Annotated in this window: 19 protein-coding genes and 1 pseudogene; 9 read left to right on the top strand and 11 right to left on the bottom strand. The window is 62.6% G+C overall.

Annotated features, from left to right (window positions below; all coding sequences use genetic code 11):
- Positions 1–279 (top strand): aldehyde dehydrogenase family protein (locus ORL50_RS28555; RefSeq protein ID WP_266020027.1); only part of this gene is annotated, 279 nt, incomplete at its 5' end.
- Positions 280–372: 93 nt separating this feature from the next.
- Here ORL50_RS28555 and ORL50_RS28550 read toward each other — a convergent pair.
- Complete coding sequence (locus ORL50_RS28550; protein WP_266020025.1) at positions 373–609, bottom strand: hypothetical protein; 237 nt, start codon at positions 607–609, stop codon at positions 373–375.
- A gap of 180 nt (positions 610–789) precedes the next feature.
- On the opposite strand from ORL50_RS28550, the gene ORL50_RS28545 reads away from it, so the two are divergent.
- The 6 genes from ORL50_RS28545 (at position 790) to ORL50_RS28520 (ending at position 9,148) form a co-directional block, all read left to right on the top strand.
- Positions 790–2,553: an L-lactate permease gene (locus ORL50_RS28545; RefSeq protein WP_266020023.1), complete on the top strand. Its 1,764-nt coding sequence runs from the start codon at positions 790–792 to the stop codon at positions 2,551–2,553.
- 87 nt (positions 2,554–2,640) lie between these two features.
- Entirely contained in the window at positions 2,641–4,140 is a 1,500-nt protein-coding gene (gene glcD / locus ORL50_RS28540; protein ID WP_266020022.1) for a glycolate oxidase subunit GlcD, read from the top strand.
- Positions 4,140–5,204, top strand: a complete 1,065-nt coding sequence (gene glcE, locus ORL50_RS28535; protein WP_266020021.1) for a glycolate oxidase subunit GlcE — start codon at positions 4,140–4,142, stop codon at positions 5,202–5,204. The genes glcD and glcE overlap by 1 nt, the downstream gene beginning before the upstream one ends.
- A gap of 3 nt (positions 5,205–5,207) precedes the next feature.
- Positions 5,208–6,449: a glycolate oxidase subunit GlcF gene (gene glcF, locus ORL50_RS28530; RefSeq protein ID WP_266020020.1), complete on the top strand. Its 1,242-nt coding sequence runs from the start codon at positions 5,208–5,210 to the stop codon at positions 6,447–6,449.
- Entirely contained in the window at positions 6,446–6,859 is a 414-nt protein-coding gene (locus ORL50_RS28525; protein WP_266020018.1) for a heme-binding protein, read from the top strand. The genes glcF and ORL50_RS28525 overlap by 4 nt, the downstream gene beginning before the upstream one ends.
- Positions 6,860–6,979: 120 nt before the next feature.
- Positions 6,980–9,148, top strand: coding sequence for a TonB-dependent siderophore receptor (locus ORL50_RS28520; protein WP_266020017.1), 2,169 nt, complete (start codon positions 6,980–6,982; stop codon positions 9,146–9,148).
- 6 nt (positions 9,149–9,154) lie between these two features.
- On the opposite strand, the gene ORL50_RS28515 is transcribed toward ORL50_RS28520, so the two are convergent.
- Both ORL50_RS28515 and ORL50_RS28510 read right to left on the bottom strand, forming a co-directional pair.
- Positions 9,155–10,093 carry an aldo/keto reductase gene (locus ORL50_RS28515; protein WP_266020016.1) on the bottom strand — a complete coding sequence of 313 codons (939 nt, stop codon included), beginning with the start codon at positions 10,091–10,093 and terminating at the stop codon, positions 9,155–9,157.
- Complete coding sequence (locus ORL50_RS28510; RefSeq protein ID WP_266020015.1) at positions 10,080–11,366, bottom strand: NTP/NDP exchange transporter; 1,287 nt, start codon at positions 11,364–11,366, stop codon at positions 10,080–10,082. The genes ORL50_RS28515 and ORL50_RS28510 overlap by 14 nt, the downstream gene beginning before the upstream one ends.
- Positions 11,367–11,458: 92 nt before the next feature.
- Here ORL50_RS28510 and ORL50_RS28505 point away from each other — a divergent pair, with 92 nt between their 5' ends.
- Positions 11,459–12,241: an alpha/beta hydrolase gene (locus tag ORL50_RS28505; protein ID WP_266020014.1), complete on the top strand. Its 783-nt coding sequence runs from the start codon at positions 11,459–11,461 to the stop codon at positions 12,239–12,241.
- 93 nt (positions 12,242–12,334) lie between these two features.
- On the opposite strand, the gene ORL50_RS28500 is transcribed toward ORL50_RS28505, so the two are convergent.
- The 3 genes from ORL50_RS28500 to ORL50_RS28490 all read right to left on the bottom strand — a co-directional run bounded on the left by ORL50_RS28500 (position 12,335) and on the right by ORL50_RS28490 (position 15,119).
- The gene (locus tag ORL50_RS28500; RefSeq protein WP_266020013.1) at positions 12,335–12,787 is read right to left on the bottom strand and encodes a cupin domain-containing protein; all 453 of its coding nucleotides are present in this window, start codon (positions 12,785–12,787) and stop codon (positions 12,335–12,337) included.
- Between the two features lie 147 nt (positions 12,788–12,934).
- Positions 12,935–13,963 carry an AbrB family transcriptional regulator gene (locus tag ORL50_RS28495; RefSeq protein WP_266020012.1) on the bottom strand — a complete coding sequence of 343 codons (1,029 nt, stop codon included), beginning with the start codon at positions 13,961–13,963 and terminating at the stop codon, positions 12,935–12,937.
- A gap of 139 nt (positions 13,964–14,102) precedes the next feature.
- Positions 14,103–15,119: a M14 family metallopeptidase gene (locus ORL50_RS28490; protein ID WP_266020011.1), complete on the bottom strand. Its 1,017-nt coding sequence runs from the start codon at positions 15,117–15,119 to the stop codon at positions 14,103–14,105.
- On the opposite strand from ORL50_RS28490, the pseudogene ORL50_RS29000 reads away from it, so the two are divergent.
- Positions 15,101–15,220 (top strand): annotated as a pseudogene (locus tag ORL50_RS29000) (hypothetical protein); the annotation flags it as partial. The gene ORL50_RS28490 and the pseudogene ORL50_RS29000 sit on opposite strands and share 19 nt — an antisense overlap.
- Here ORL50_RS29000 and ORL50_RS28485 read toward each other — a convergent pair.
- The 5 genes from ORL50_RS28485 to ORL50_RS28995 form a co-directional block, all read right to left on the bottom strand.
- On the bottom strand, positions 15,167–16,174 hold the full coding sequence (locus tag ORL50_RS28485; RefSeq protein WP_266020010.1) for a DMT family transporter: 1,008 nt from the start codon (positions 16,172–16,174) through the stop codon (positions 15,167–15,169). The pseudogene ORL50_RS29000 and the gene ORL50_RS28485 sit on opposite strands and share 54 nt — an antisense overlap.
- Positions 16,174–16,872 (bottom strand): ABC transporter permease, encoded by a 699-nt coding sequence (locus ORL50_RS28480; RefSeq protein ID WP_266020030.1) that lies wholly within the window; start codon positions 16,870–16,872, stop codon positions 16,174–16,176. Before ORL50_RS28480 ends, ORL50_RS28485 begins: the two co-directional genes overlap by 1 nt.
- 5 nt (positions 16,873–16,877) lie before the next feature.
- Positions 16,878–17,591, bottom strand: a complete 714-nt coding sequence (locus ORL50_RS28475) for an ABC transporter permease (RefSeq protein ID WP_266020009.1) — start codon at positions 17,589–17,591, stop codon at positions 16,878–16,880.
- Positions 17,592–17,737: 146 nt separating this feature from the next.
- The gene (locus ORL50_RS28470; RefSeq protein ID WP_266020008.1) at positions 17,738–18,520 is read right to left on the bottom strand and encodes a transporter substrate-binding domain-containing protein; all 783 of its coding nucleotides are present in this window, start codon (positions 18,518–18,520) and stop codon (positions 17,738–17,740) included.
- Positions 18,521–18,545: 25 nt separating this feature from the next.
- On the bottom strand, positions 18,546–20,549 hold the full coding sequence (locus tag ORL50_RS28995; RefSeq protein WP_323055288.1) for an aminotransferase class I/II-fold pyridoxal phosphate-dependent enzyme: 2,004 nt from the start codon (positions 20,547–20,549) through the stop codon (positions 18,546–18,548).
- Positions 20,550–20,796 lie beyond the last annotated feature (247 nt).

Below are 20,796 nucleotides of genomic sequence, written 5' to 3'. Positions count from 1 at the left end.
GTGGTCTCGGTGACCAAGTTCAGCGATGAAGCCCAGGTGCTGGGTTGGGCCAACGACTCGGACTACGGCCTGGCGTCCTCGGTATGGACCACCGACGTCGGCCGCGCGAATCGCCTGGCGGCGCGCCTGCAATATGGCTGCACCTGGGTTAACACGCACTTCATGCTCGTCAGCGAAATGCCCCATGGCGGTCAGAAATTGTCCGGGTATGGCAAGGACATGTCGATGTATGGGCTGGAGGACTACACCGTGGTGCGGCATGTGATGTTCAAGCACTAAGAGCAACAGCATCGCGAGCAGGCTCACTCCTACAGGGGCGAGGTGACCACAAAACCTGTAGGAGTGAGCCTGCTCGCGATGGCGTCCTGAAACTCACAACGTCCGCTGCCCATTACCAATCCCCTTCGCAATATCCACCCCCCAATCCAGCGCCGCCTCCATGTCCAACAAATGCGGCCGCGGATCATGATCCTCGGACACCGGCACCCCATCCGGTCGGTATACCCCGATAAACATCTTCAACGAACCGTCGCGCAAAATTTCCGCCTTCACCACTATCGAGCATCCATTCGACAGAGTTTCCTTATGTTCCAAATGGCGCTCAGTCATCACGTAATCCTCCGGCGAATGGGTTCAAGTCAGTACTCATCTTAGCTCACCCCAGCGCACCAAAATGGATCGTCAAAATGCCCGAATTGCCCCGCCTGACAGCGGCGCAATGCCACCTATACTCAAAGCCACCGCCCCTTCGGGGTCTGCACGTCCAACAATAAAAAGCAGAGGTGGAACATGGTCTGGCAGCAAATCTACGATCCGTTCAACAACCCGGTCATATCCACCCTCATGGCCGCCGTGCCGGTGGTGGTGATGCTGGCGGCCCTGGCGTTCTTTCATATCAAGGCGCACCTGGCGGCCCTGCTCGCCCTCGGTTCAGCCCTGATCATTGCGATCTTCGCCTTCGGCATGCCGGCGGACATGGCGGGCTCTGCGGCCCTGTATGGCGCCGCCAACGGTTTGCTGCCGATTGGCTGGATCGTCCTCAACATCATTTTCCTGCACCGGCTGACCACCGAAAACGGCTCGTTCAAAGTGCTGCAGGATTCCCTGGCGCGAATTACCGACGATCGTCGCCTGCAGCTGCTATTGATCGCCTTCTGTTTCGGCGCTTTTTTTGAAGGCGCGGCAGGTTTCGGCACGCCGGTGGCCGTGACCGGGGCCATTCTGATCGGCCTGGGTTTCTCGCCCCTGGCGGCCTCCGGCCTGGCGCTGATCGCCAACACCGCCCCGGTCGCTTTCGGCGCACTGGGGACGCCGATCATCACGCTCGCCAAGGTCACGGGCCTGGATGAAATGGAGTTGTCGATGATGGTGGGGCGGCAACTGCCGTTCTTCTCGGTGATCGTGCCGTTCTGGTTGATCTGGGCGTTTGCCGGGTGGCGCAAGATGCTGGAAATCTGGCCTGCGATCCTGGTCGCCGGCGTCAGCTTCGCCGTACCGCAGTTCCTGGTGTCCAACTACCATGGCCCGATGCTGGTGGACGTGATCGCCGCGCTGATCTCGATGGCCTGCCTGACCGGCTTCCTCAGGGTGTGGAAACCGGCCACCATCCACACCTCAGCCGCCCTGTCCGGACGGGTCGACAATTCGAAGATCGACGCCGAGCATGAAGAAAAACCGCTCGCCAGCGCCGCCTTTGGCACAGAGGCAAAATCCGCCGTGATGCGTGCATGGATGCCGTGGATCATCCTCACCGTGTTCGTGTTCGCCTGGGGTACCCAGGGCTTCAAGAACATGTTCGATACCCGTCCGGCGATTGATCCGGTGACTCAATCGGCCAAGCTCGACCCGCAAGGCAAACCGCTGCGCGAGGCCAATCCGATCTTCGCTCCGGTGATTACCTTCGGCACCATCCACCAGCACATCGAGAAAGTCCCACCGGTGGTGCCTGCGCCGAAAACCGAAGAAGCGGTGTACAAGTTCACCTGGCTGACCAGTACCGGCAGCGGCATCCTGCTGGCAGCGATTCTCGGCGGACTGTTGATGGGCTATTCGATTCCGCAGCTGGTCAAGCAGTACCTGCGCACCATCTGGGTGGTGCGCTACTCGCTGATCACCATCGTCGCGATGCTCGCCCTGGGTTTCCTCACCCGCTATTCCGGCCTGGATGCAACGATGGGCCTGGCGTTTGCCGCCACGGGGATTTTCTACCCGATGTTCGGCACCCTGCTCGGCTGGCTCGGCGTGGCGCTGACCGGTTCAGACACGGCGTCCAACGTGTTGTTCGGCGGCTTGCAACGGGTCACTGCCGAACAACTGGGACTCAGCCCGGTGCTGATGGCGGCCGCCAACAGTTCCGGCGGGGTCATGGGCAAGATGGTCGATGCGCAGTCGATTGTCGTGGCCTCCACCGCTACTCGCTGGTATGGCCACGAAGGGGAAATCCTGCGGTATGTGTTCTTCCACTCCATCATCCTGGCGATTCTGGTCGGCGGGCTGGTGACATTGCAGGCGTACGTGGCGCCATTCAGTCACATGGTCGTGGGTGGGCATTGAGCTGGATCGCCCGGTTGTCTCCCGCCTCTGATCGACCTGCCCGGGCTGCTGCCCGGGCTTTCATGAACGGAGTATCGTTAAGCGACTATGAACATTCTCTACGATGAACGCGTCGATGGCGCTCTACCGGATGTCGATCGGTCGGCGCTGTTGCAGGCCCTGCAATCGCGCCTGCCGCAACTGGAAGTGCTGCATCAGCGCGAAGAGCTCAAGCCGTACGAATGCGACGGCCTCTCGGCGTATCGCACCACGCCGTTGCTGGTGGTGCTGCCACGTCACCTGGACGAAGTCCAAGGCGTGCTCAAGCTGTGCCACGAGATGCGTGTTCCAGTTGTCGCCCGCGGTGCAGGCACCGGGTTATCCGGAGGTGCATTACCCTTGGAAAAAGGCGTGCTGCTGGTGATGGCGCGCTTCAACAACATCCTGCACATCGACCCCGCAGCCCGCACGGCGAGAGTCCAGCCGGGGGTGCGCAACCTGGCGATTTCCCAGGCCGCAGCGCCGTTTGGCCTGTATTACGCCCCGGACCCTTCGTCGCAGATCGCCTGTTCCATCGGCGGCAATGTCGCGGAAAACGCCGGGGGCGTGCACTGCCTCAAGTATGGCCTGACCGTGCACAACGTCATCAAGGTCGACATCCTCACGGTCGAAGGCGAGCACCTGAGCCTGGGATCGAATGCCCTGGACTCGCCAGGTTTTGATCTGCTTGCGCTGTTCACCGGTTCCGAAGGCATGCTCGGCGTGATCACCGAAGTGACAGTCAAGCTGCTGCCCAAACCCCAGACCGCCAAAGTGCTGCTGGCCGCTTTTGATTCGGTGGAGAAAGCCGGCCGGGCGGTGGGCGACATCATCGGTGCCGGCATCATCCCCGGCGGCCTGGAAATGATGGATAACCTGGCCATCCGCGCTGCTGAAGATTTTATCCATGCCGGCTATCCGGTGGACGCCGAAGCCATCCTGCTGTGTGAACTCGATGGCGTCGAAGCCGATGTCCACGACGATTGCGACCGCGTCCGCCAGGTGCTGGAACAGGCCGGCGCAACCGAAGTGCGCCAGGCCCGGGACGAAGCCGAACGCGTGCGCTTCTGGGCCGGACGCAAGAATGCGTTCCCGGCGGTTGGGCGCCTGTCGCCGGATTATTACTGCATGGACGGGACCATCCCGCGCCGGGAGTTGCCCGGCGTGCTGCAGGCCATCGCGGCCTTGTCGGCCGAGTACGGCTTGCGCGTGGCCAATGTTTTTCATGCCGGTGACGGCAACATGCACCCCTTGATCCTGTTCGATGCCAATCAACCGGGTGAGCTCGATCGGGCCGAGGCCCTGGGGGGCAAGATTCTCGAACTGTGCGTCAAAGTCGGCGGCAGCATCACCGGCGAACATGGCGTCGGCCGCGAGAAGATCAATCAGATGTGTGCCCAGTTCAACAGTGACGAACTGACGCTGTTCCATGCCGTCAAGGCGGCCTTCGATCCGGGCGGCCTGCTCAACCCCGGCAAGAACATCCCGACCCTGCACCGTTGCGCCGAATTCGGCGCCTTGCATGTGCACATGGGGCAACTGCCCTTCCCTGAGCTGGAGCGTTTCTGATGCGCCACGAAGATGACGTCGATGACAGCGCCGCGCTGCTGGAGCAAGTCAACCAGGCGCTGCAGGGCGCGACTCCGTTGCGCATCCAGGGCTCCAACAGCAAGGCGTTTCTGGGGCGCATCACCGCCGGCGAGGTCCTCGACACCCGCGCCCACCGGGGTATCGTCAGCTACGATCCGACCGAGCTGGTGATTACCGCGCGCTGCGGCACGCCCTTGGCGGAACTGGCTGAAGTGCTGGCGGCCGCGCAGCAGATGCTGCCCTGCGAACCGCCGTCCTTCGGTGAGGGCGCAACCGTCGGCGGCATGCTGGCCTGTGGTTTATCGGGGCCGCGCCGGCCGTGGTCAGGCTCGGTGCGCGACTTCGTCCTGGGCACCCGGGTGATTACCGGCCTCGGCAAGCATCTGCGCTTCGGTGGCGAAGTCATGAAGAACGTCGCCGGCTATGACCTGTCGCGCCTGATGGCTGGCAGCTACGGTGCCCTGGGCGTCGTGACCGAGGTGTCGCTCAAGGTCCTGCCCCGGCCCCGGCAATGCCTGAGCATCAGCCTGGAACTGGACGCCGAGCGCGCACTTGATCGCCTCAGCGAATGGGGCCAGCAGCCGCTGCCGATCAGCGCCGCCTGCCACGATGGCTCGCGCCTGCACCTGCGCCTCGAAGGCGGCGAAGGCTCGGTGACAGCCGCCCGCGACCGCTTGGGAGGCGAGTTGCTGGACGGTGGATACTGGGCGGATCTCAACGAACACCGGTTGAGTTTTTTTGATGAGGGCCAGCCGCTGTGGCGCCTGTCCGTCCCGCACCATACCCCACGGCTGTCACTGCCGGGACGGCAACTCCTGGACTGGGGTGGCGCCCAGCGCTGGCTCAAGTCCGATGCCGAAGCCGGGTTCATTCGGCAGGTGGTCAGCGAAGTCGGCGGACACGTGACCTGTTATTGCCATGGCTTGATCGACAGTCCTTTCCAGCTACTGCCGGCAGCTCTTATGCGCTACCAGCGCAATCTCAAGCAGCAACTCGACCCCCAGGGTATTTTCAATCCTGGGCGCCTGTACGCGGAGCTCTGACCCATGCAAACCACGTTGAGCGAACAGGCCCGCCAGTTGCCCCGCGCCGAAGAAGCCGAGAGCATTCTGCGCAGCTGCGTGCATTGCGGATTCTGCAATGCCACCTGCCCCACCTATCAACTGCTCGGCGATGAGCTGGATGGGCCGCGCGGACGCATTTACCTGATCAAGCAGGTTCTGGAAGGCCACGAGGTTACGCGCAAGACCCAACTGCACCTGGACCGTTGCCTGTCTTGCCGCAACTGCGAAACCACCTGCCCTTCGGGCGTCGACTACCACAACTTGCTGGATATCGGCCGCGCCGTGGTGGATGCCGCTGTCCCGCGCCCCCTCGGGCAACGCCTGTTGCGCGAAGGCCTGCGCAACCTCGCGCCCAACCCGCGGCTGTTCAAGAGTCTGGTCAGCAGCGGCCAGGTGTTCCGAGCGCTGCTGCCGGACACGCTGCGCGCCAAATTGCCACGCAGTGCTTGGCCGGCAAAACCCCGGCCGACCGCGCGCCATGCACGGCAGGTGCTGATGCTCGAAGGCTGCGTGCAGCCCGGCCTGTCGCCCAATACCAACGCTGCGGCCGCCCGGGTGCTGGACCGCCTGGGCATCAGCGTCACCCCGAGCCGCGAGGCCGGCTGCTGCGGCGCAGTGGACTATCACCTCGACGCCCAGGCCGCCGGCCTGGATCGCGCGCGGCGCAACATCGATGCCTGGTGGCCGAGCATCGAGAACGGCGCCGAGGCAATCGTGCAGACCGCCAGCGGCTGCGGCGCATTCATCAAGGATTACGCGCACCTGCTGTGCAGCGACCCGGCCTACGCCGCCAAGGCGCAGAAAGTCAGTGCACTGGCCCGCGACCTGGTTGAAGTGTTGCGCGACGAACCCCTCGAAACCCTGGGCGTCCAGGCCGAGCAGCGCCTGGCGTTCCACTGCCCTTGCACCTTGCAGCACGCGCAAAAACTTGGGGGAGCGGTCGAAGAGGTGCTGACGCGCCTGGGTTTCAACCTCACCGCCGTGCCGGACAGCCACCTGTGCTGCGGCTCGGCAGGCACCTATTCGGTGACCCAGCCAGTACTGGCCCGACAATTGCGGGACAACAAGCTCAATGCCCTGGAAAGCGCCCACCCCGACGTTATCGCCACCGCCAATATTGGCTGCCAATCGCACCTCGACGGCGCCGGCCGCACCCCGGTCAGGCACTGGATCGAATTGGTCGAAGCCGCAATGCCCTCTTCCCGAACTGGAGTTTCCCCATGAACAGCAAATTCGTCTTGAGCCAGGCCGAAGTCAGCCAGATCCTCGCCGCCGCGCGTGCTGAAGCCCAGGCCAATCAGTGGGCGGTGAGCATCGCGGTAGTCGATGACGGCGGCCATCCGCTGGCCCTGGAACGCCTCGACGGCGCCGCACCGATCAGTGCCTATATCGCCACCGAGAAGGCACGCACCTCGGCCCTGGGCAGGCGCGAATCGAAAGGTTATGAAGACATGGTCAATGGCGGGCGACATGCGTTTCTCTCGGCGCCATTGCTGACGTCCCTTGAGGGTGGCGTGCCTATTACTGTCGATGGCCAGGTGATTGGCGCGGTCGGCGTGTCCGGGGTCAAGGCCGGTGAAGATGCGCAGGTGGCCAAGGCCGCGGCGCAGAGTCTGGGCACTACCAGTGCCTGATCCGAAGATCTGGCTTAGCCATTTCAGGTAAATCCTCGCGACGGCGTTAACAGTCGCCTGTCGAGATACGTCCTCTGTATGATGGCGCGCTTTGAGCGGGTCAGACTTCGAGGAGTATGCATGGACAGGCGTTACCGGACAGGACACAAGGGCTTGTCCGCCCTCAATTTGCTGACCTTGAGCCTGCTCTCGGGCAACTCCGCGCTGGCGGCCGACACCGAGCTGCCGGCGCTCACGGTCACCGCTGAAGACACCTCCGGTTATCAGGCCGACAGCGCTTCGGTCAGCGGTTTCGACTCGACGGCACTGCTCGACACCCCGGCGTCAGTGAGCGTGATCAACGATGCACTGATCAAGGATCAACAGGCGCGCCTGCTCAGCGAAGTGCTGCGCAATGACGCCTCGGTGGGCCAGGACTACGCCCCGGTCGGCTATTACGAGAACTTCGTGGTGCGCGGCTTTTCGCTGAATTCTGCCAGCAGCTACAGGATCAACGGCCGCACCATCACCGGCGAGCAGAACGTCGGGCTGGAGAACAAGCAGCAGGTGGAGTTGCTCAAGGGTCTGTCGGGCCTGGAAAGCGGAGTCTCGGAGCCCGGTGGACTGGTCAACTACGTGACCAAGCGGCCGACCGATGTGCGCCAGGTGACAGTCTCCACCGATGATCGCGGCAGCGGTTATCTGGCGACTGATGTGGGCGGGTTCTTCGGCAGCGAACAGCAGTTCGGCCTGCGTGCCAACCTGGCTCACGAAGATATCCATTCCTATGTGGAGCACACCAACGGCCAGCGGGATTTTGCCTCCCTGGCATTTGACTGGACCATCAGCCCCGACGCCCTGCTGCAGTTGGATGCTGAGTATCAGACCCGGGAACAGCGCTCGGCGCCGGGCTATCAACTGTTGGGTGGTACCGAACTGCCGCACCATGCCTCGCCGAAAAAACTCCTGGCCCACCAGAGCGGTACCAATCCCGTCAGCACCGAAGCGCTGAACCTCAACGGCAAGTTTGAATACCGCTTCAGTGACGCCTGGAAAACTGACATCAGTGCTTCGCGCAGCCGGGTAGTGATCGACGACTACAGCTCGTTCGCCTGGGGTTGCTACGGTGCCGCCAGCTGCGCCGACGCCGCAGTGCCGAATTACTTCAGCCCGGAGGGTGACTACGATATCTACGATTTCCGCAGCCCCGACGACACCCGCCGGAATGACGAGCTGCAGGCAACCCTCAGCGGGCGCTTCGACACTGCGGGCCTCGGTCACGAGCTGACCTTGGGCACCAGCGCATTCCGCCGGGTGGTGGACAAGCGCGACCCGATCAACGTGATGATCGGCAGCGCCAATATCGACCGCGAGCCTGCGGATTTTGCCCGTTATGACGGACCGCTCAATGACTCCTACCGACGCCTGGACAGCCGCCAGTACGGGTTGTTTTTCAACGACCGGATCAGTTTCAACGAGCACTGGCAAACGGTGCTTGGCGGACGCGCGGTGCGCCTGGACGAAGAAACCTTCGACGACCAGGGCGACACCACTCGCCATACCCGCCGCTACGAATTCCTGCCCCAGGCTGCGCTGATCTACAAGCCGGTGCACAACCTGTCGCTGTACACCCGCTATAGCAAAGGCCTGTCCCTGGGTGGCGAGGCGCCGTGGTTTGCCACCAACGCCTTTGAAATCCTCGCGCCGACGGTGTCACGGCAGATCGAGGCCGGGGTCAAGTACGACTGGCAGCGCATCAGCCTGGGCGCGGCGCTGTTCCAGATTCGCCAGGCCTATCAGTATTCGCGCCCCAACGACGACGGCACCTTCACTTTCGCGCAACAGGGCGAACAGAAGAACACCGGTCTGGAGCTGTCCGCCAATGGCTGGGCAACTCAACGCCTGCAGATCAGTGCCAGTGTCGCGGCAATTCGTTCGCGGGTCAGTGGTACCGGCACTGCGGCCTACGAAGGTCACCAGACGATCAACGTGCCGACTGTGCGCGCCAGTCTTTCCGGGGACTATGCGTTGCCGTGGATGGAAGGACTGGCGTTGCTCGGTGGAGTGCAATACAGCGCGAGCAAATATGCCAGCCAGGTCGGCGAGGTGGAAACCGGCGCCTATGCGATCTTCAATGTCGGCAGCCGCTTCAGCACGCGTATCGATGGTTGCGAGACGGTATTTCGCCTGACCGTGGACAACCTGTTCGACAAACGCTACTGGCGCGATGCCGGGGAATACATGGGCGATGACTACGTATTCCAGGGCGCCCCGTTGACGGCTCGGCTGAGCGCTTCAGTGAATTTTTGACGGCTCCTACACCAGGTCAATCAACTGCTCGCGCTGTGCGCCGGTCAGCATCGGACCAAATCCGGCGGCGGCGTTGTCGGCCATGTACCGCGGGTTTCCGGTCCCCGGAATCACGCAGGTCACTGCCGAATGCGACAGCAGGAACTTCAACGCCAGCTGTGGCCAGCTGTTGACCTGCACCTGCGAAGCCCAGCCCGGGAGAGGTTTGCCTTTGAGCCGGGCAAGCAGGCCACCGCCGCCGAACGGCCGGTTGCAGATCACCGCCACGCCACGTTCGCGGCACAACGGCAGGATGCGCTTTTCGACCGCGCGATCGTCCAGGGCGTAGTTGATCTGCAGAAAATCGAGCTTCTGCGCCTTGAGCACTGCCTCCACTTCATCGTAAGCCTGGGCGGTGTAATGGGTGATCCCGATGTAGCGGATGCGCCCTTGCTCTTGCCATTCACGCAGGGTTGGCAGATGGGTTTTCCAGTCCAGCAGATTGTGGATCTGCATCAAGTCGATCCGGTCGGTTTGCAGCAGCTTGAAAGACTGTTCCATCTGCGCAATGCCTTCTTCGCGGCCGCGGGTCCAGACCTTGGTTGCCAGAAAAGCTGGCGAGCGCGGTTGGTGGATCGACAGCAGCTCACCGGTGGTCTGTTCGGCGCGCCCGTACATCGGCGAGCTGTCGATCAGCGTCCCGCCCTTCTCGAACAGCGCATCAAGCACGCCGGGCAATTGCTTGTAGGCCGGGTCCGCCGGGGCGACGTCGAAGCCGCGATAAGTGCCCAACCCAACGATGGGCAACGCCTCGGCGCTGGAAGGAATGCCTCGGGTCTGCATGCTCTTGCCTCCTGTGGCGATCGGCGGCGCTTGCGCCCCGGCTGGATCGAACGTGAAGACCGCCGAGACACCGGCAGCCAGCGTGAGTAATCGGCGGCGCGTGATGCCGTCAGTGTGGCTCATGTTTTTGCTCCTGCGCTTGGGGGCTGGCCGCCTGTTGCTCCTGGCGCCTGGCCAGCCAGAAACACAGCCCGCCCCATAAACCGGCAACCGGAAGAATCGCCAGGGCCACCAGGCCAAATCCTGCGCCCAGTGCTGTCAGCCCCGCAGACAGCCAGCCACTGGCGGCATCTCCACCACGATAAACCAGGGTCTCGATCACATTCTTGGCCTTGTACTTCTCTTCGCGGCTGACCACGGTCCACAACACCTCCCGCGCCGGTCGCACGAAGGCGAATTCCACAGCCCGGCGCAGCCCTTGGGCCAGGGCTACGGTGGCAGGAACCGGCGCCAGAGCCATCGCCGAAAAAGCCAGCACAGTCGCCAGGGGCAAAGCCACCAGCGCCCCGCCCACCCCGACCCAACGAATCAACGGCGCGGTCAACAGCAGCTGAAACAACAGGGTGAGTACCGACACCAGCAAATCCACCAGGGCAAAAAACTGAGTGCGGCTTGCCACATCAGCGTAGCTGCCCGCGACGATCCTTCCCTGTTCAAAGTACAAAAGGGTCGCGGCACTGGTGTGCAGCAACATGAACAGCACCAGCCCCAACAGGTAGCGCGAGCGCAGGATCAGGCTGATGCCGGCCAGCATGCTGCCGCCCAACCGTTGATCATCCGGTGACCGCCCCACACTCCGCGACACCGTGCGCCGCAGCAAGGCGCGGTGACAACGCACAGCGATTTCGAGCAACAAGGCCGCGCCCAGCGTCAGCGCGATCGGGCCCAGGTGCACCGCCATGGTCGCGGCCAGCAGCGGCCCGATGAACGCGCCCAAGGTGCCTCCGGCGGCGACGAACCCGAATAACCGCCGCCCCTGTTCATTGGAAAATCGGTCGACCAGCACGCTCCAGAAGATCGTCACGATGAACAGGTTGTAGATACTGATCCAGACGAAAAACACCCGTCCAACGGTTACCGGCGCTACACGATTGGCGATCAACAGCCCGAACACCAGCATCGACACGGCAATCAACCGATAGATCAAGGGCACGAAACGCGTGGCCGGCAGGCGCGATACCAGCGCACCGTAGAGCGGCACCATCAACAGCATCACTAGGAACGTCGCGCTGAACAGCCACTGCAACTGGCCTGCGCCACCCTCAAGGCCCAGGGCATCACGCAGCGGTCGGACCAGGTAATAGCTGGCCAGCACACAAAAATGGAAGGCAAAGCCCAACCCCAACGCGGCTCTTTCCCCGGGCAAGACCTTCAGCGATTGCAGGGCGATGGGCATCGCTTCCCTCCAAGACCGCTGCGCCACGCGGCCGATCGACTAAACTGCGACAACGATCAATGGATCGCCTTTCTTTCACCCACGAGCCGTCAATGCCGCTCACTAACGTTAGTCGAATGTCGCGCACCCTGATGTTCAGCGCCGTCATCGTCATCGCCCTGTACCTGGCGTTGTGTGCGGCGCTGTGGGTATTCCAGCGCGCCCTCATCTACTACCCGCAACCCCGGGCGGTGGAGAGCCCGCTGTTGACGCTGTCGCGTTCCGACGCACAGGTGCTGGTGTCGGTGCGTGAGCACGAGGGGCCCAAGGCGTTGATTTATTTCGGTGGCAACGCCGAGGATGTCTCGCGCAACCTGCCTGCGTTCTCCTCGGCCTTTGCCGACCATGCCCTGTATTTTCTGCACTACCGAGGGTATGGCGGCAGTACCGGCTCGCCGTCCGAAGAGGCCCTGGCGCGAGATGCCCTGGCATTGTTCGACAAGGTTTATGCCAGTCACTCGCAGGTGGCACTGGTCGGCCGCAGCCTCGGTTCCGGGGTCGCGGTGCGCCTGGCCAGCCAACGCCCGGCCTCGCGCCTGGTGCTGATCACGCCCTATAACAGTCTGGCGGAACTGGCTGCGCGGCAGTTTCCGATGTTCCCGGTGCGCTGGCTGCTGCAGGATCGCTTCGAATCCTGGCGCTATGCCCGGCAGATCAGCGTGCCGACGTTGCTGATGGCTGCCGAGCATGACGAGGTGATCGCGCGATCAAGCACCCAGCGGCTATTCCAGCATTTCGCCCCAGGGGTCGCGGTGCTCAGGGTCGTGCCAGGGGTGGGGCACAATTCGATTTCCGCCAGCCCTGATTACCTGAAGCTGCTGGGAAGCGCCCTGTAGGAGCCCGGCTTGCCGGCGATGGCGGTATTTCAGTCGACATCGATGGTAAATGCCCCACCGCCATCGGGCGCAAGAACGCGGCGCCCACCAGCCCTATTCAGCAATAATCTTCACCAGCGCAGGCCCCTTCTTGACGATATACGTCGCCAACTCCGAGCCCGTGGTAGCGCCGATATTCTTCGCCACATGCGCAACCCCGGCCGGAATATAAAGCGAATCCCCCGCCTTGAGCGTTACCGCAGGCTGCCCTTGCAGCTGATACTCAAACGTACCCTCCAGCACATAAGCCACCTCAACCCCGGGATGGGAATGCTTGGGCGAAACCACGCCCGGCTCGAAATCCACGCGAACCTGCAGCACCTCCTGCCCAGCCACGTCCATGTCCCGGTGCAACAGATCCGTGCGGTGCAGGCCGGTCTGCCAGCTTTTGCCGGCCGCTGCGCCCTGGGCTTCCTGGGCCTGGGCCAAGCCCGTCAAGGCAAATGTCGTCGCGGCAATGGCCAGGCCGAGGGCGCCAGCAGTTTTTCCAATCTTGAACAGGGGCATCGCGATTCTCCAGTAGTGGTACCGCAGCTGCGGCGTGCCCCATTCAAACGCCGCCTTGTATCGCCCAAGTGTCCCGGTTGCCCTGGATTTGTATGCTCAAGTCGCAGCACGTCCGCCTGATACCTAGAGATACATACCCAGCGCCCATCAGCCCCGGCCAGCACTCTCGCGCCAGCGCCGCGCCTGGATCAGCAACGCTGGGGAGAAATGCAGCACGACCATCCGCACCAGGTGGTGGGACAGAATGAACACGACATTCAGCCCGCCACTGAACGCGACGATAGAAATGGTCTCGATTGCGCCCGGCATATACGCCAACCACAACGTCAGCGGGTCACTGCCGAGGATCTGCCAGGCGACAGCGGCAAAGCCCGCCGCCACCAGCAACATCAGCCCCACTGACATCAGCCCGGACCGGCCGTGGCGCAGCAGTTCCCGGAGGCTAATGTCGCGAAATCTGGCGCCGATCAACATGCCAAGCAGTACCGAGGCGAAATCGACACTCCATTGCGGCATCTGAAAACCCGGGAGATAACCCGACCTGACGTACACCCCGGTCAAGACGATGGCGGTCAGCATGAATGGCGCCGGTACGCCGACGCGCAGCAGCAAGCGCCCCAGCACCAGGCACAGGGCGATCAGCGAGACCAGGATCAACAGCGTGCTCACCAGCCACGGACTGCTGTCTGCAACGCCAGCTACGGGCTGCCCGCTAACGCAAAAACTCACCAGAACGGTGATGAACAGCAGCCGCACCAGGTGCACCACAATCACTTTGCTGGATGCGCGCTCGGACTCCAGCAAATCGAACACCGCCGCGAGCGCGCCCGGGTAGACCGCCAGCAGCGAATCCTTGAGATTCCAGCCAGAGACTTTGCACAACCAGAACCCGGCCACCACGACCTGCGCGGTCAGGCACAACAGCAACAGGCCCAGACTCGGCAGCAGGGCTGCGGCCGTCTTGCTGTCCCAGGCCTGGAACATCAACCCGGTGGCGATGCCCAAGGCGATTTGCACATACCCCAGGCCAAACCGCAGGGTGGGAGCGAAACCCGACTGACTGACAATGATCGCGGTGGCGAGAATCGACCCGAGCAACAAGCCATGGGGTACACCGACCCACTGGAGCAAGGCGCCGACACTGGTGGCGGCCAGCAAGCACAAAAGTGTTTTCATGAATCGTCCCTAATTCCAGCGCTGCATTTTGGATCCAATATTCACCAGCCCGCACTTTTTCCCACTGATCCTTGTGCAGCGTCAAGTAAAAAGCGCCGCTCGTTACCGGGCGGCACTTCTATCCCATGCAATCAGGCGATTAGTTCGGGTCGAGCAAGCCTCCGTGCCAGTGCCGGGAAATCCGCGTGCCGGTGAACTTCGCCACCACCATGCCCTGGCCAATCAGTCGATCGCGATAACAGGTGACCATGCGCCCCGCCTGTTCGGCGAACAAGTGCACCTCGGAAGAAGGATCACCGGGCCGGCGCAGAATCCGCGCGAAACGCTGGCCTTCCTCGACAAAGTCCCCCAGCTGCTTTTCCAGGATCAAGACCCCCGGCGTCGGCGCGAGGATGGTCTCCACCTGCCCCATTTCCAGGGTTTGCACCGGCCAGTCCCCTGTCGTCAGCGCCTCATCAATGGCCCCGCAACTGCACAGCCAGGCGTAAAGCCCCTGGGCGTCCTGTTCGGCCAGTTGATCGCTGACATCGCCCTGCCCGCGCAACTCCAGGGTCGCCGCCATGTGCCGGCTGCCAAGGCCATCGCGCAGCCAGGGGGCGATAATGGTTTCCTCAAAAGAGCCATCGCCGCCCTCGTCCCAGATGATCGCCAGGTCCATCTTCATCGCTGCCGCCAGTTCACGGCCCTGCGCCGCGAAGCTGCGGTGCACGTAAAGGTACGGCAGGGCCTCGTCATCGGTGTGCAGGTCGAGCATCACATCGGCATTGGCAGCCAGTTGCACCAGGCTTTTCTGCCACTCCTGCACATTGGTCGAGGGTTGTTCCATGGCGGCCGACTGGTCAAAGCCCCGATTGAAGTTGTGCCCGGTCGCGTCATGAAAACGCCCGAGCAGGCGCCCCTGGCGGAACTGGCCGATGCCTAGCGGATTGGCCTGGGGCACCACCGTCACCTGACCCCTGAGCCGACCCTCGGCTTGGGCAACTTCCAGTCGCTGCATCAACAGGTGCAGCACCAGCATCCCGGCGATTTCATCAGCATGCACACCGGCCTGCAGGTGCACTGTGGGGCCGCTGCCATCACCCTGGTAACGCCAGGCTCCCACTCGCAGCGGGTCGCCGTTGTTGTTGCGAACACTGAATGAAATATCCTGCGCCATGCGCTTTTCCTCCTGTAACGACCGCTAGCAAACCCATGCATGGCCGCCTATCCGCGACGCTCGACGGACTCTGGATCGAGTGGTGCCTCAACCCTGAAACCTTCAGCCCCGCCAACGGCCTCCACATCTGTCGTTGCTGGGTAAAGGGGTTGCGAAACGGAGCATTCAGCACCGACGACCTCCTGTGAGGTGTGACGCCCGAAAATCATCGCCAGGGTGCCGCTGATCGCGATCAACCCGGCGCCGATCATCAATGACACGTCCATCACGGTGCCCCAGATCAGGCTCGACAACAGGAACGCCCAGATCAACCCGGTGTACTCGAAAGGCGCCAGCAAGGTCGCCGTGGCGCGGCGGAAACTGGCGAACAGCAGGAACTGCCCGATACCACCCACCAGGCCCGCGGCGAGCATGCCCAGCCAGGCCGGCATCGGTGCCGGCGTGTGAGTCCACGGCAAAGCCACGGTCATGCAGATGACGAACACCACGTTGGTGATCAGCATCTGCTCAAGCACTGACGTCTGGTCATCCACCTGCCGCAACTGGATGTAAGTAAACGCCCAGCACATGGCGGCCAGCAGGGTCAGGATCACTGGCGTTGGGTCGGTCATCCGGGTCGGTCGGCAGGCGATGATGACTCCGATGAATCCGACGATCAGGGTGAACCACTGCCAGCCGTTGGCGCGCTCCTTGAGGATCAGCGCCGCCAGCACCGTGACCATGATCGGTGCGGAAAAATACAGGGTGGTCATCTCCGCCAGCGACAGGTCGCGGGCGGCGGTGTAATACAGCAGCCAGGCGACGATCGACAATAAGCCGCGCACTACCAGCAAGCGTCGGCTCGGCGAGCGCCAGGCTTTCTGCACCAGGCGCATGCGCCCCGCCGCGACGCAGACAACCACCACCAGCAGGCTGCGCCAGAACAGGATGGTGACCACCGAATAGTCCGCCACCAGCGCCTTGATGACCGCGTCCTGCAACGCCAGGAACGCGTAGCCCAGGGTGCACAGGCCAATCCCTTGCAACGACCGATCGACCCTGCGTGGCGCACTCATTACACCGACCTGCGCACGGGTGTGCCGCGCCGCTCGAAGAACCCGAACAGCGCCTCGATCAAGAACGTCAGGCAGACATACACGCCGGCCACCAGCAATAACGGTTCATATACCTGCAGGGTTTGCGCGCGCACTACGTTGGCGGCGCCCAGCAGGTCGATGATTGCAATGGTCGAGGCCAGCGCCGTGGACTTGAGCAGCATCACGGTCTCGCCCGCCAGGGTCGGCAACAGCAAACGCATGGCCCGCGGCAGACGCACCCGCAACAAGGACTGGCGTGGCGTCATGCCGAACGCCGAGGCGGCTTCCATTTCACCCTTGGGCACCGCCAGCAGGCCGCCGCGAATCACTTCGCCAACGTAGGCGCCCACCGACAGCACCAGGGCGAACACGATGTACCAGTAGCCGTCACGCAGGTAGGGCCAGAAAAAACTGCCACGGATCAGCGGGAACTGCGCAAACAGACTGCCGAGGCCGTAGTAGAAAATGTAGATCTGGATCAGCAGCGGCGTACCCCGCAGCACGCTGGTGTAGAACAGGCTGGCCTTGGCGATGAACTTGTTTTTCGAGATCCGCGCCAGTGCCACCAGCACCGCCAGGGCAAAGCCGAACACCATGGAAATCAGCAAAATGCTGACAGTGGTCTGCAACCCACGGCCCAGGAGTGCCGCATATTCAACTATCCACGCTGGAATCATTTCATTCACTCAGCCAAAGGCATCCAGCGACGGATGCGTCGCTCCAGCCGTCCCGAGAGGTAGTTGGACACCAAGGTGACGGCGTAATACATCGCCGCAGCCGTGAGGTAGAACAACAGATAGTGACGAGTCGACCCCGCCCCTTGCTTGGCGGTGTACAGCAGCTCGTTGGTACCAACCACGCTGATCAGGGCACTGTCCTTGATCAGGTTGATCCACAGATTGGCCATGCCCGCCATGGCGTACGGCGCCATGATCGGCAGCGTGACCCGGCGGAATAGGCCAAAGCCGCTGAGGCCGAACGCCCGCGCCGCTTCAATCTGGCCGTAGTGGATCGCCTGGATCGCCGCGCGGAAAATCTCCGAGGCGTAGGCGCCCTGCACCAACCCCAACACCAATATCGCCGCGAGCGGGCCGCTGACGTTGACCGCTTCGTAACCCATCTTCGCCATCAGCGAGTTGAGCAACATGGAGCCGACGTAGTACAGCAGCAGGATCAGCAATAACTCCGGGACGGCACGAAACAGCGTGGTGTAGCCGCGCATCAGTGCAGCGATGGGTTTGGGCGCGCCCAGCTTGAGACAGGCCACCACCAGGCCGATAAACAGCCCGACCACGAACGCCCCGGCGGATATCTGCAGGGTCATCAACAGGCCCTTGAGCAGGGCTCCGCCCCAGCCCGTTTCGCTGAAGTTGATCAAATCGAACATGGCTGGCATTTCAGTCTCCGGTTAACACACATCCACTGCCTGCTGCGATCCCTGCAGGAGCGAGCCTGCTCGCGATAGCTGTCTATCATTGAACCAAGAAGTCGACTGATCCGCCGCCATCGCGAGCAGGCTCACTCCCACAGGTTCCGGTCCGGTCAGAAGGCAGGTTTCACGCTGGTGCCGAAATAGCTCTCGGACAGCTGGTCATACTCCTTGCTCGCCAGCAGACTGGTGATGGCCTTGTCCAATTTGGCCTTGAGCTCGGTGTCGTCCTTGCGCAGGCCGGCGCCGACGCCTTTGCCGAAAATCGGGTCGTAGGGCACGGTGGCGAGGTAGGCCAGGTTGCTGGCATCGGCGGTCTTGACGAAAGCGGCCATGGCCGTGCCGTCGGCCATCATCAGATCGATGCGCCCGGAAATCAGGTCGGCGTTGGCCGAGTCCTGGGTGTCGTAGTACTTCACGTCGGCGATTTTTTCGTAGTTGGCCTTCAGGTAGCTGGCGCTGACCGTCGAGTTCTGCACGCCGATGATCTTGCCCTTGAGATCATCCGGAAACTTGCTGACCGTGGTGCCCTTGGGACCGACCACCGCGATCGCCGAATCGTAATAAGCCTTGCTGAAAGCAATCTGCTTTTCGCGCTCGGCGGTCACCGACATCGAGGAAAAAATCACGTCGATCTTCTTCGCCAGCAGGGATGGAATGATGCCGTCCCACGCCACTTCCTTGATCTCGCATTCGGCCTGCATTTCGCTGCACAGCTTGTGAATGAGGTCGACCTCGAACCCTTTCCACTCACCGTTGGCCTGCTTCTCGGTGTATGGAGGATAGGGTTCTGCGGCCACCGCGAACCTGATCGGTGCAGCCTGGGCCGCGCTCATCCCGGCCAGCAGCACGCATGCCACGCCCGTCATCCAGTTTGCCAAACGTCGATTTCCCATGGTTGTTTCCCCGTCTTGTTATCAACTAGCGAGTCTGATGAGCGTTGACGAATTGTCGGCAACGCTCGCTGCGTGGGTGTACGAACACATCGTCCGGCGAACCGGTTTCCTCGATCAGCCCCTGGTGCAGGAAGGCGACCTTGGAGGAGACATCGCGGGCGAACGCCATTTCATGGGTCACCAGGATCATGGTCCGGCCTTCTTCGGCGAGCGAGCGGATGACCCGCAGCACTTCACCGACCAGTTCCGGGTCGAGCGCCGAGGTGGGTTCATCGAACAGCATGACCTTGGGCCGCATGGCCAGGGCCCGGGCAATGGCCACTCGTTGCTGCTGTCCCCCGGAGAGAAACGCCGGGTACTCGTTGCGCTTGGCGGCCAGCCCCACCCTTTCGAGCAAAGCTTCGGCACGCTCGGTGGCCTCGGCACGGCTTTCTCGCAACACCTGGGTCGGCGCCTCGATAAGGTTTTCCAGCACGGTGCGATGGGGCCACAGGTTGAAGTTCTGGAACACCATGCCCAGGCTCGAACGGATGCGCACCAGCTGCTTGGCGTCGGACACCAATGGCGCGCCAGGGCGATTCTGGTTCAGATGGATGCTTTCGCCATCCACCAGGATGCGGCCCTGGTCGGGGATTTCGAGCATATTGATGCAGCGCAGCAAGGTACTTTTGCCCGAGCCGCTGGCGCCAATCAGGGAGATCACCTCGCCTTCACGGGCAGTCAACGACACGCCCTTGAGCACCTCGATATTGCCGAAGCGTTTATGCAGGCGATCGACCTCGATCATGGTTTTGCGGGTTTCGACTTCGAGGGTCGCCTCGACGCCTGCGCGGTTGATGATCGGACGTGGCGCTTCGCCTTTAAGCACCAGGACAAATTTGCGAATGCGCTGGCAGGCCTGGGCCAGACGGTCCTCACCGAGGGTGAACGAGAGCCGCACAAACCCCTGGGCCGGCTCACCGAAGGCGGCTGCATCCAGCACCGAGACGTGGGCCTCGCGCAGCAGCCGCCAGGCAAACTCCAGCGACGTCAGGCCGGTGCTGCGCACGTCCAGCAGCACAAACATCCCGGCGTCGGGATTGAGCACCGATATCCCCGGACAATCCGCCAGACTATTCACCACCAGATCACGGCGACGGCGATAGATGTCACGCATGCCGTGAGTGACTTCAGCATGGGACTGCACGGCCTTGAGCGCTGCCTCCATGACAAAACCCGGCAAGCCATAGAGCATGCTCAGCACCAGGTTTTCGACGTGCGCCACCAGGCTGTCGTTGGCAATGATCCAGCCGATGCGCCAGCCGGTCATGGCGTGGGATTTCGACAGGCTGCCGATTACCACACAACGCTCGGCCATGCCCGGCATCGCCGCAAGGCTCAGGTGCTCGCGTTCGAATGTCAGGCTTTCATAGACCTCGTCCACGACCACCCACAAGTCATGGACCACGGCCAGCTCGGCGATGGCTTGCAGTTCTTCGCGATTGAGCACGACGCCGGTCGGGTTGTTCGGGTTGGACAGGAAGATGGCCTTGGTGCGCGGGGTGATGGCCTTGGCCAGCACGGCGGCGTCCAGCCGGAAACCGCTATCGGCCGCGCACGGAACGCGCACCAGGGTGGCGCCGGACGCCTTCAAGGTGGCTTCGTAAGTGACGTACATCGGGTCGAGGGCGATCACCTCATCGCCGGCGGTCAGCAGGCACAGCGACGTGGCGAACAACGCGTTTTGCGCACCCGCCGTGAGGATCACGCTGGACGCCTGCAACTCGCGATGGAACAACGGGCTGTAACGGGCGGCAACCGCCTCGCGCAACTTCAGGCGACCGGCAATTTCGGTGCAGTGGGTGTCGCCCTCGCGCAGGGCATGAATCGCGGCATCGGTGATGAAATCGGGGGTGGGAAAGTCCGGGTCGCCGACACTCAGGATAATCACATCCTCGCCCCGGCGCTGGGCTTCGTACGCTGCGTAGTGAATATCCCAAGCGGCAACGCCATCGCCCGTTATCCGCTGCACGAAGGGGGAAAACCGCATGCAAGTGCCTCGTTCGATAAGAAGAAACGCAAGCCCGCGCTACCAGCCGGGGGAAGTGGGTCTCAACATAATCGAAGCTGAACAGTCGTTCAACAGATAATTCCTGCGGATTCGTGTTCAGTGCAAAGAGGTCGTTTTTGCGACAGTGGTGTGGCCTCATCGCGAGCAGGCTCACTCCTACAGAGAGCTCTGGGGCACGTGGAATTTGTGCCTGGCACAGATCCGTGTAGGAGTGAGCCTGCTCGCG

Source organism: Pseudomonas sp. RIT-562 (genome assembly GCF_026241895.1).
Taxonomy (GTDB): Bacteria; Pseudomonadota; Gammaproteobacteria; order Pseudomonadales; family Pseudomonadaceae; genus Aquipseudomonas; species Aquipseudomonas mandelii_F.
Note: the sequence above shows the minus strand (reverse complement) of the source record. Positions and strands in the feature narration are given on the sequence as shown.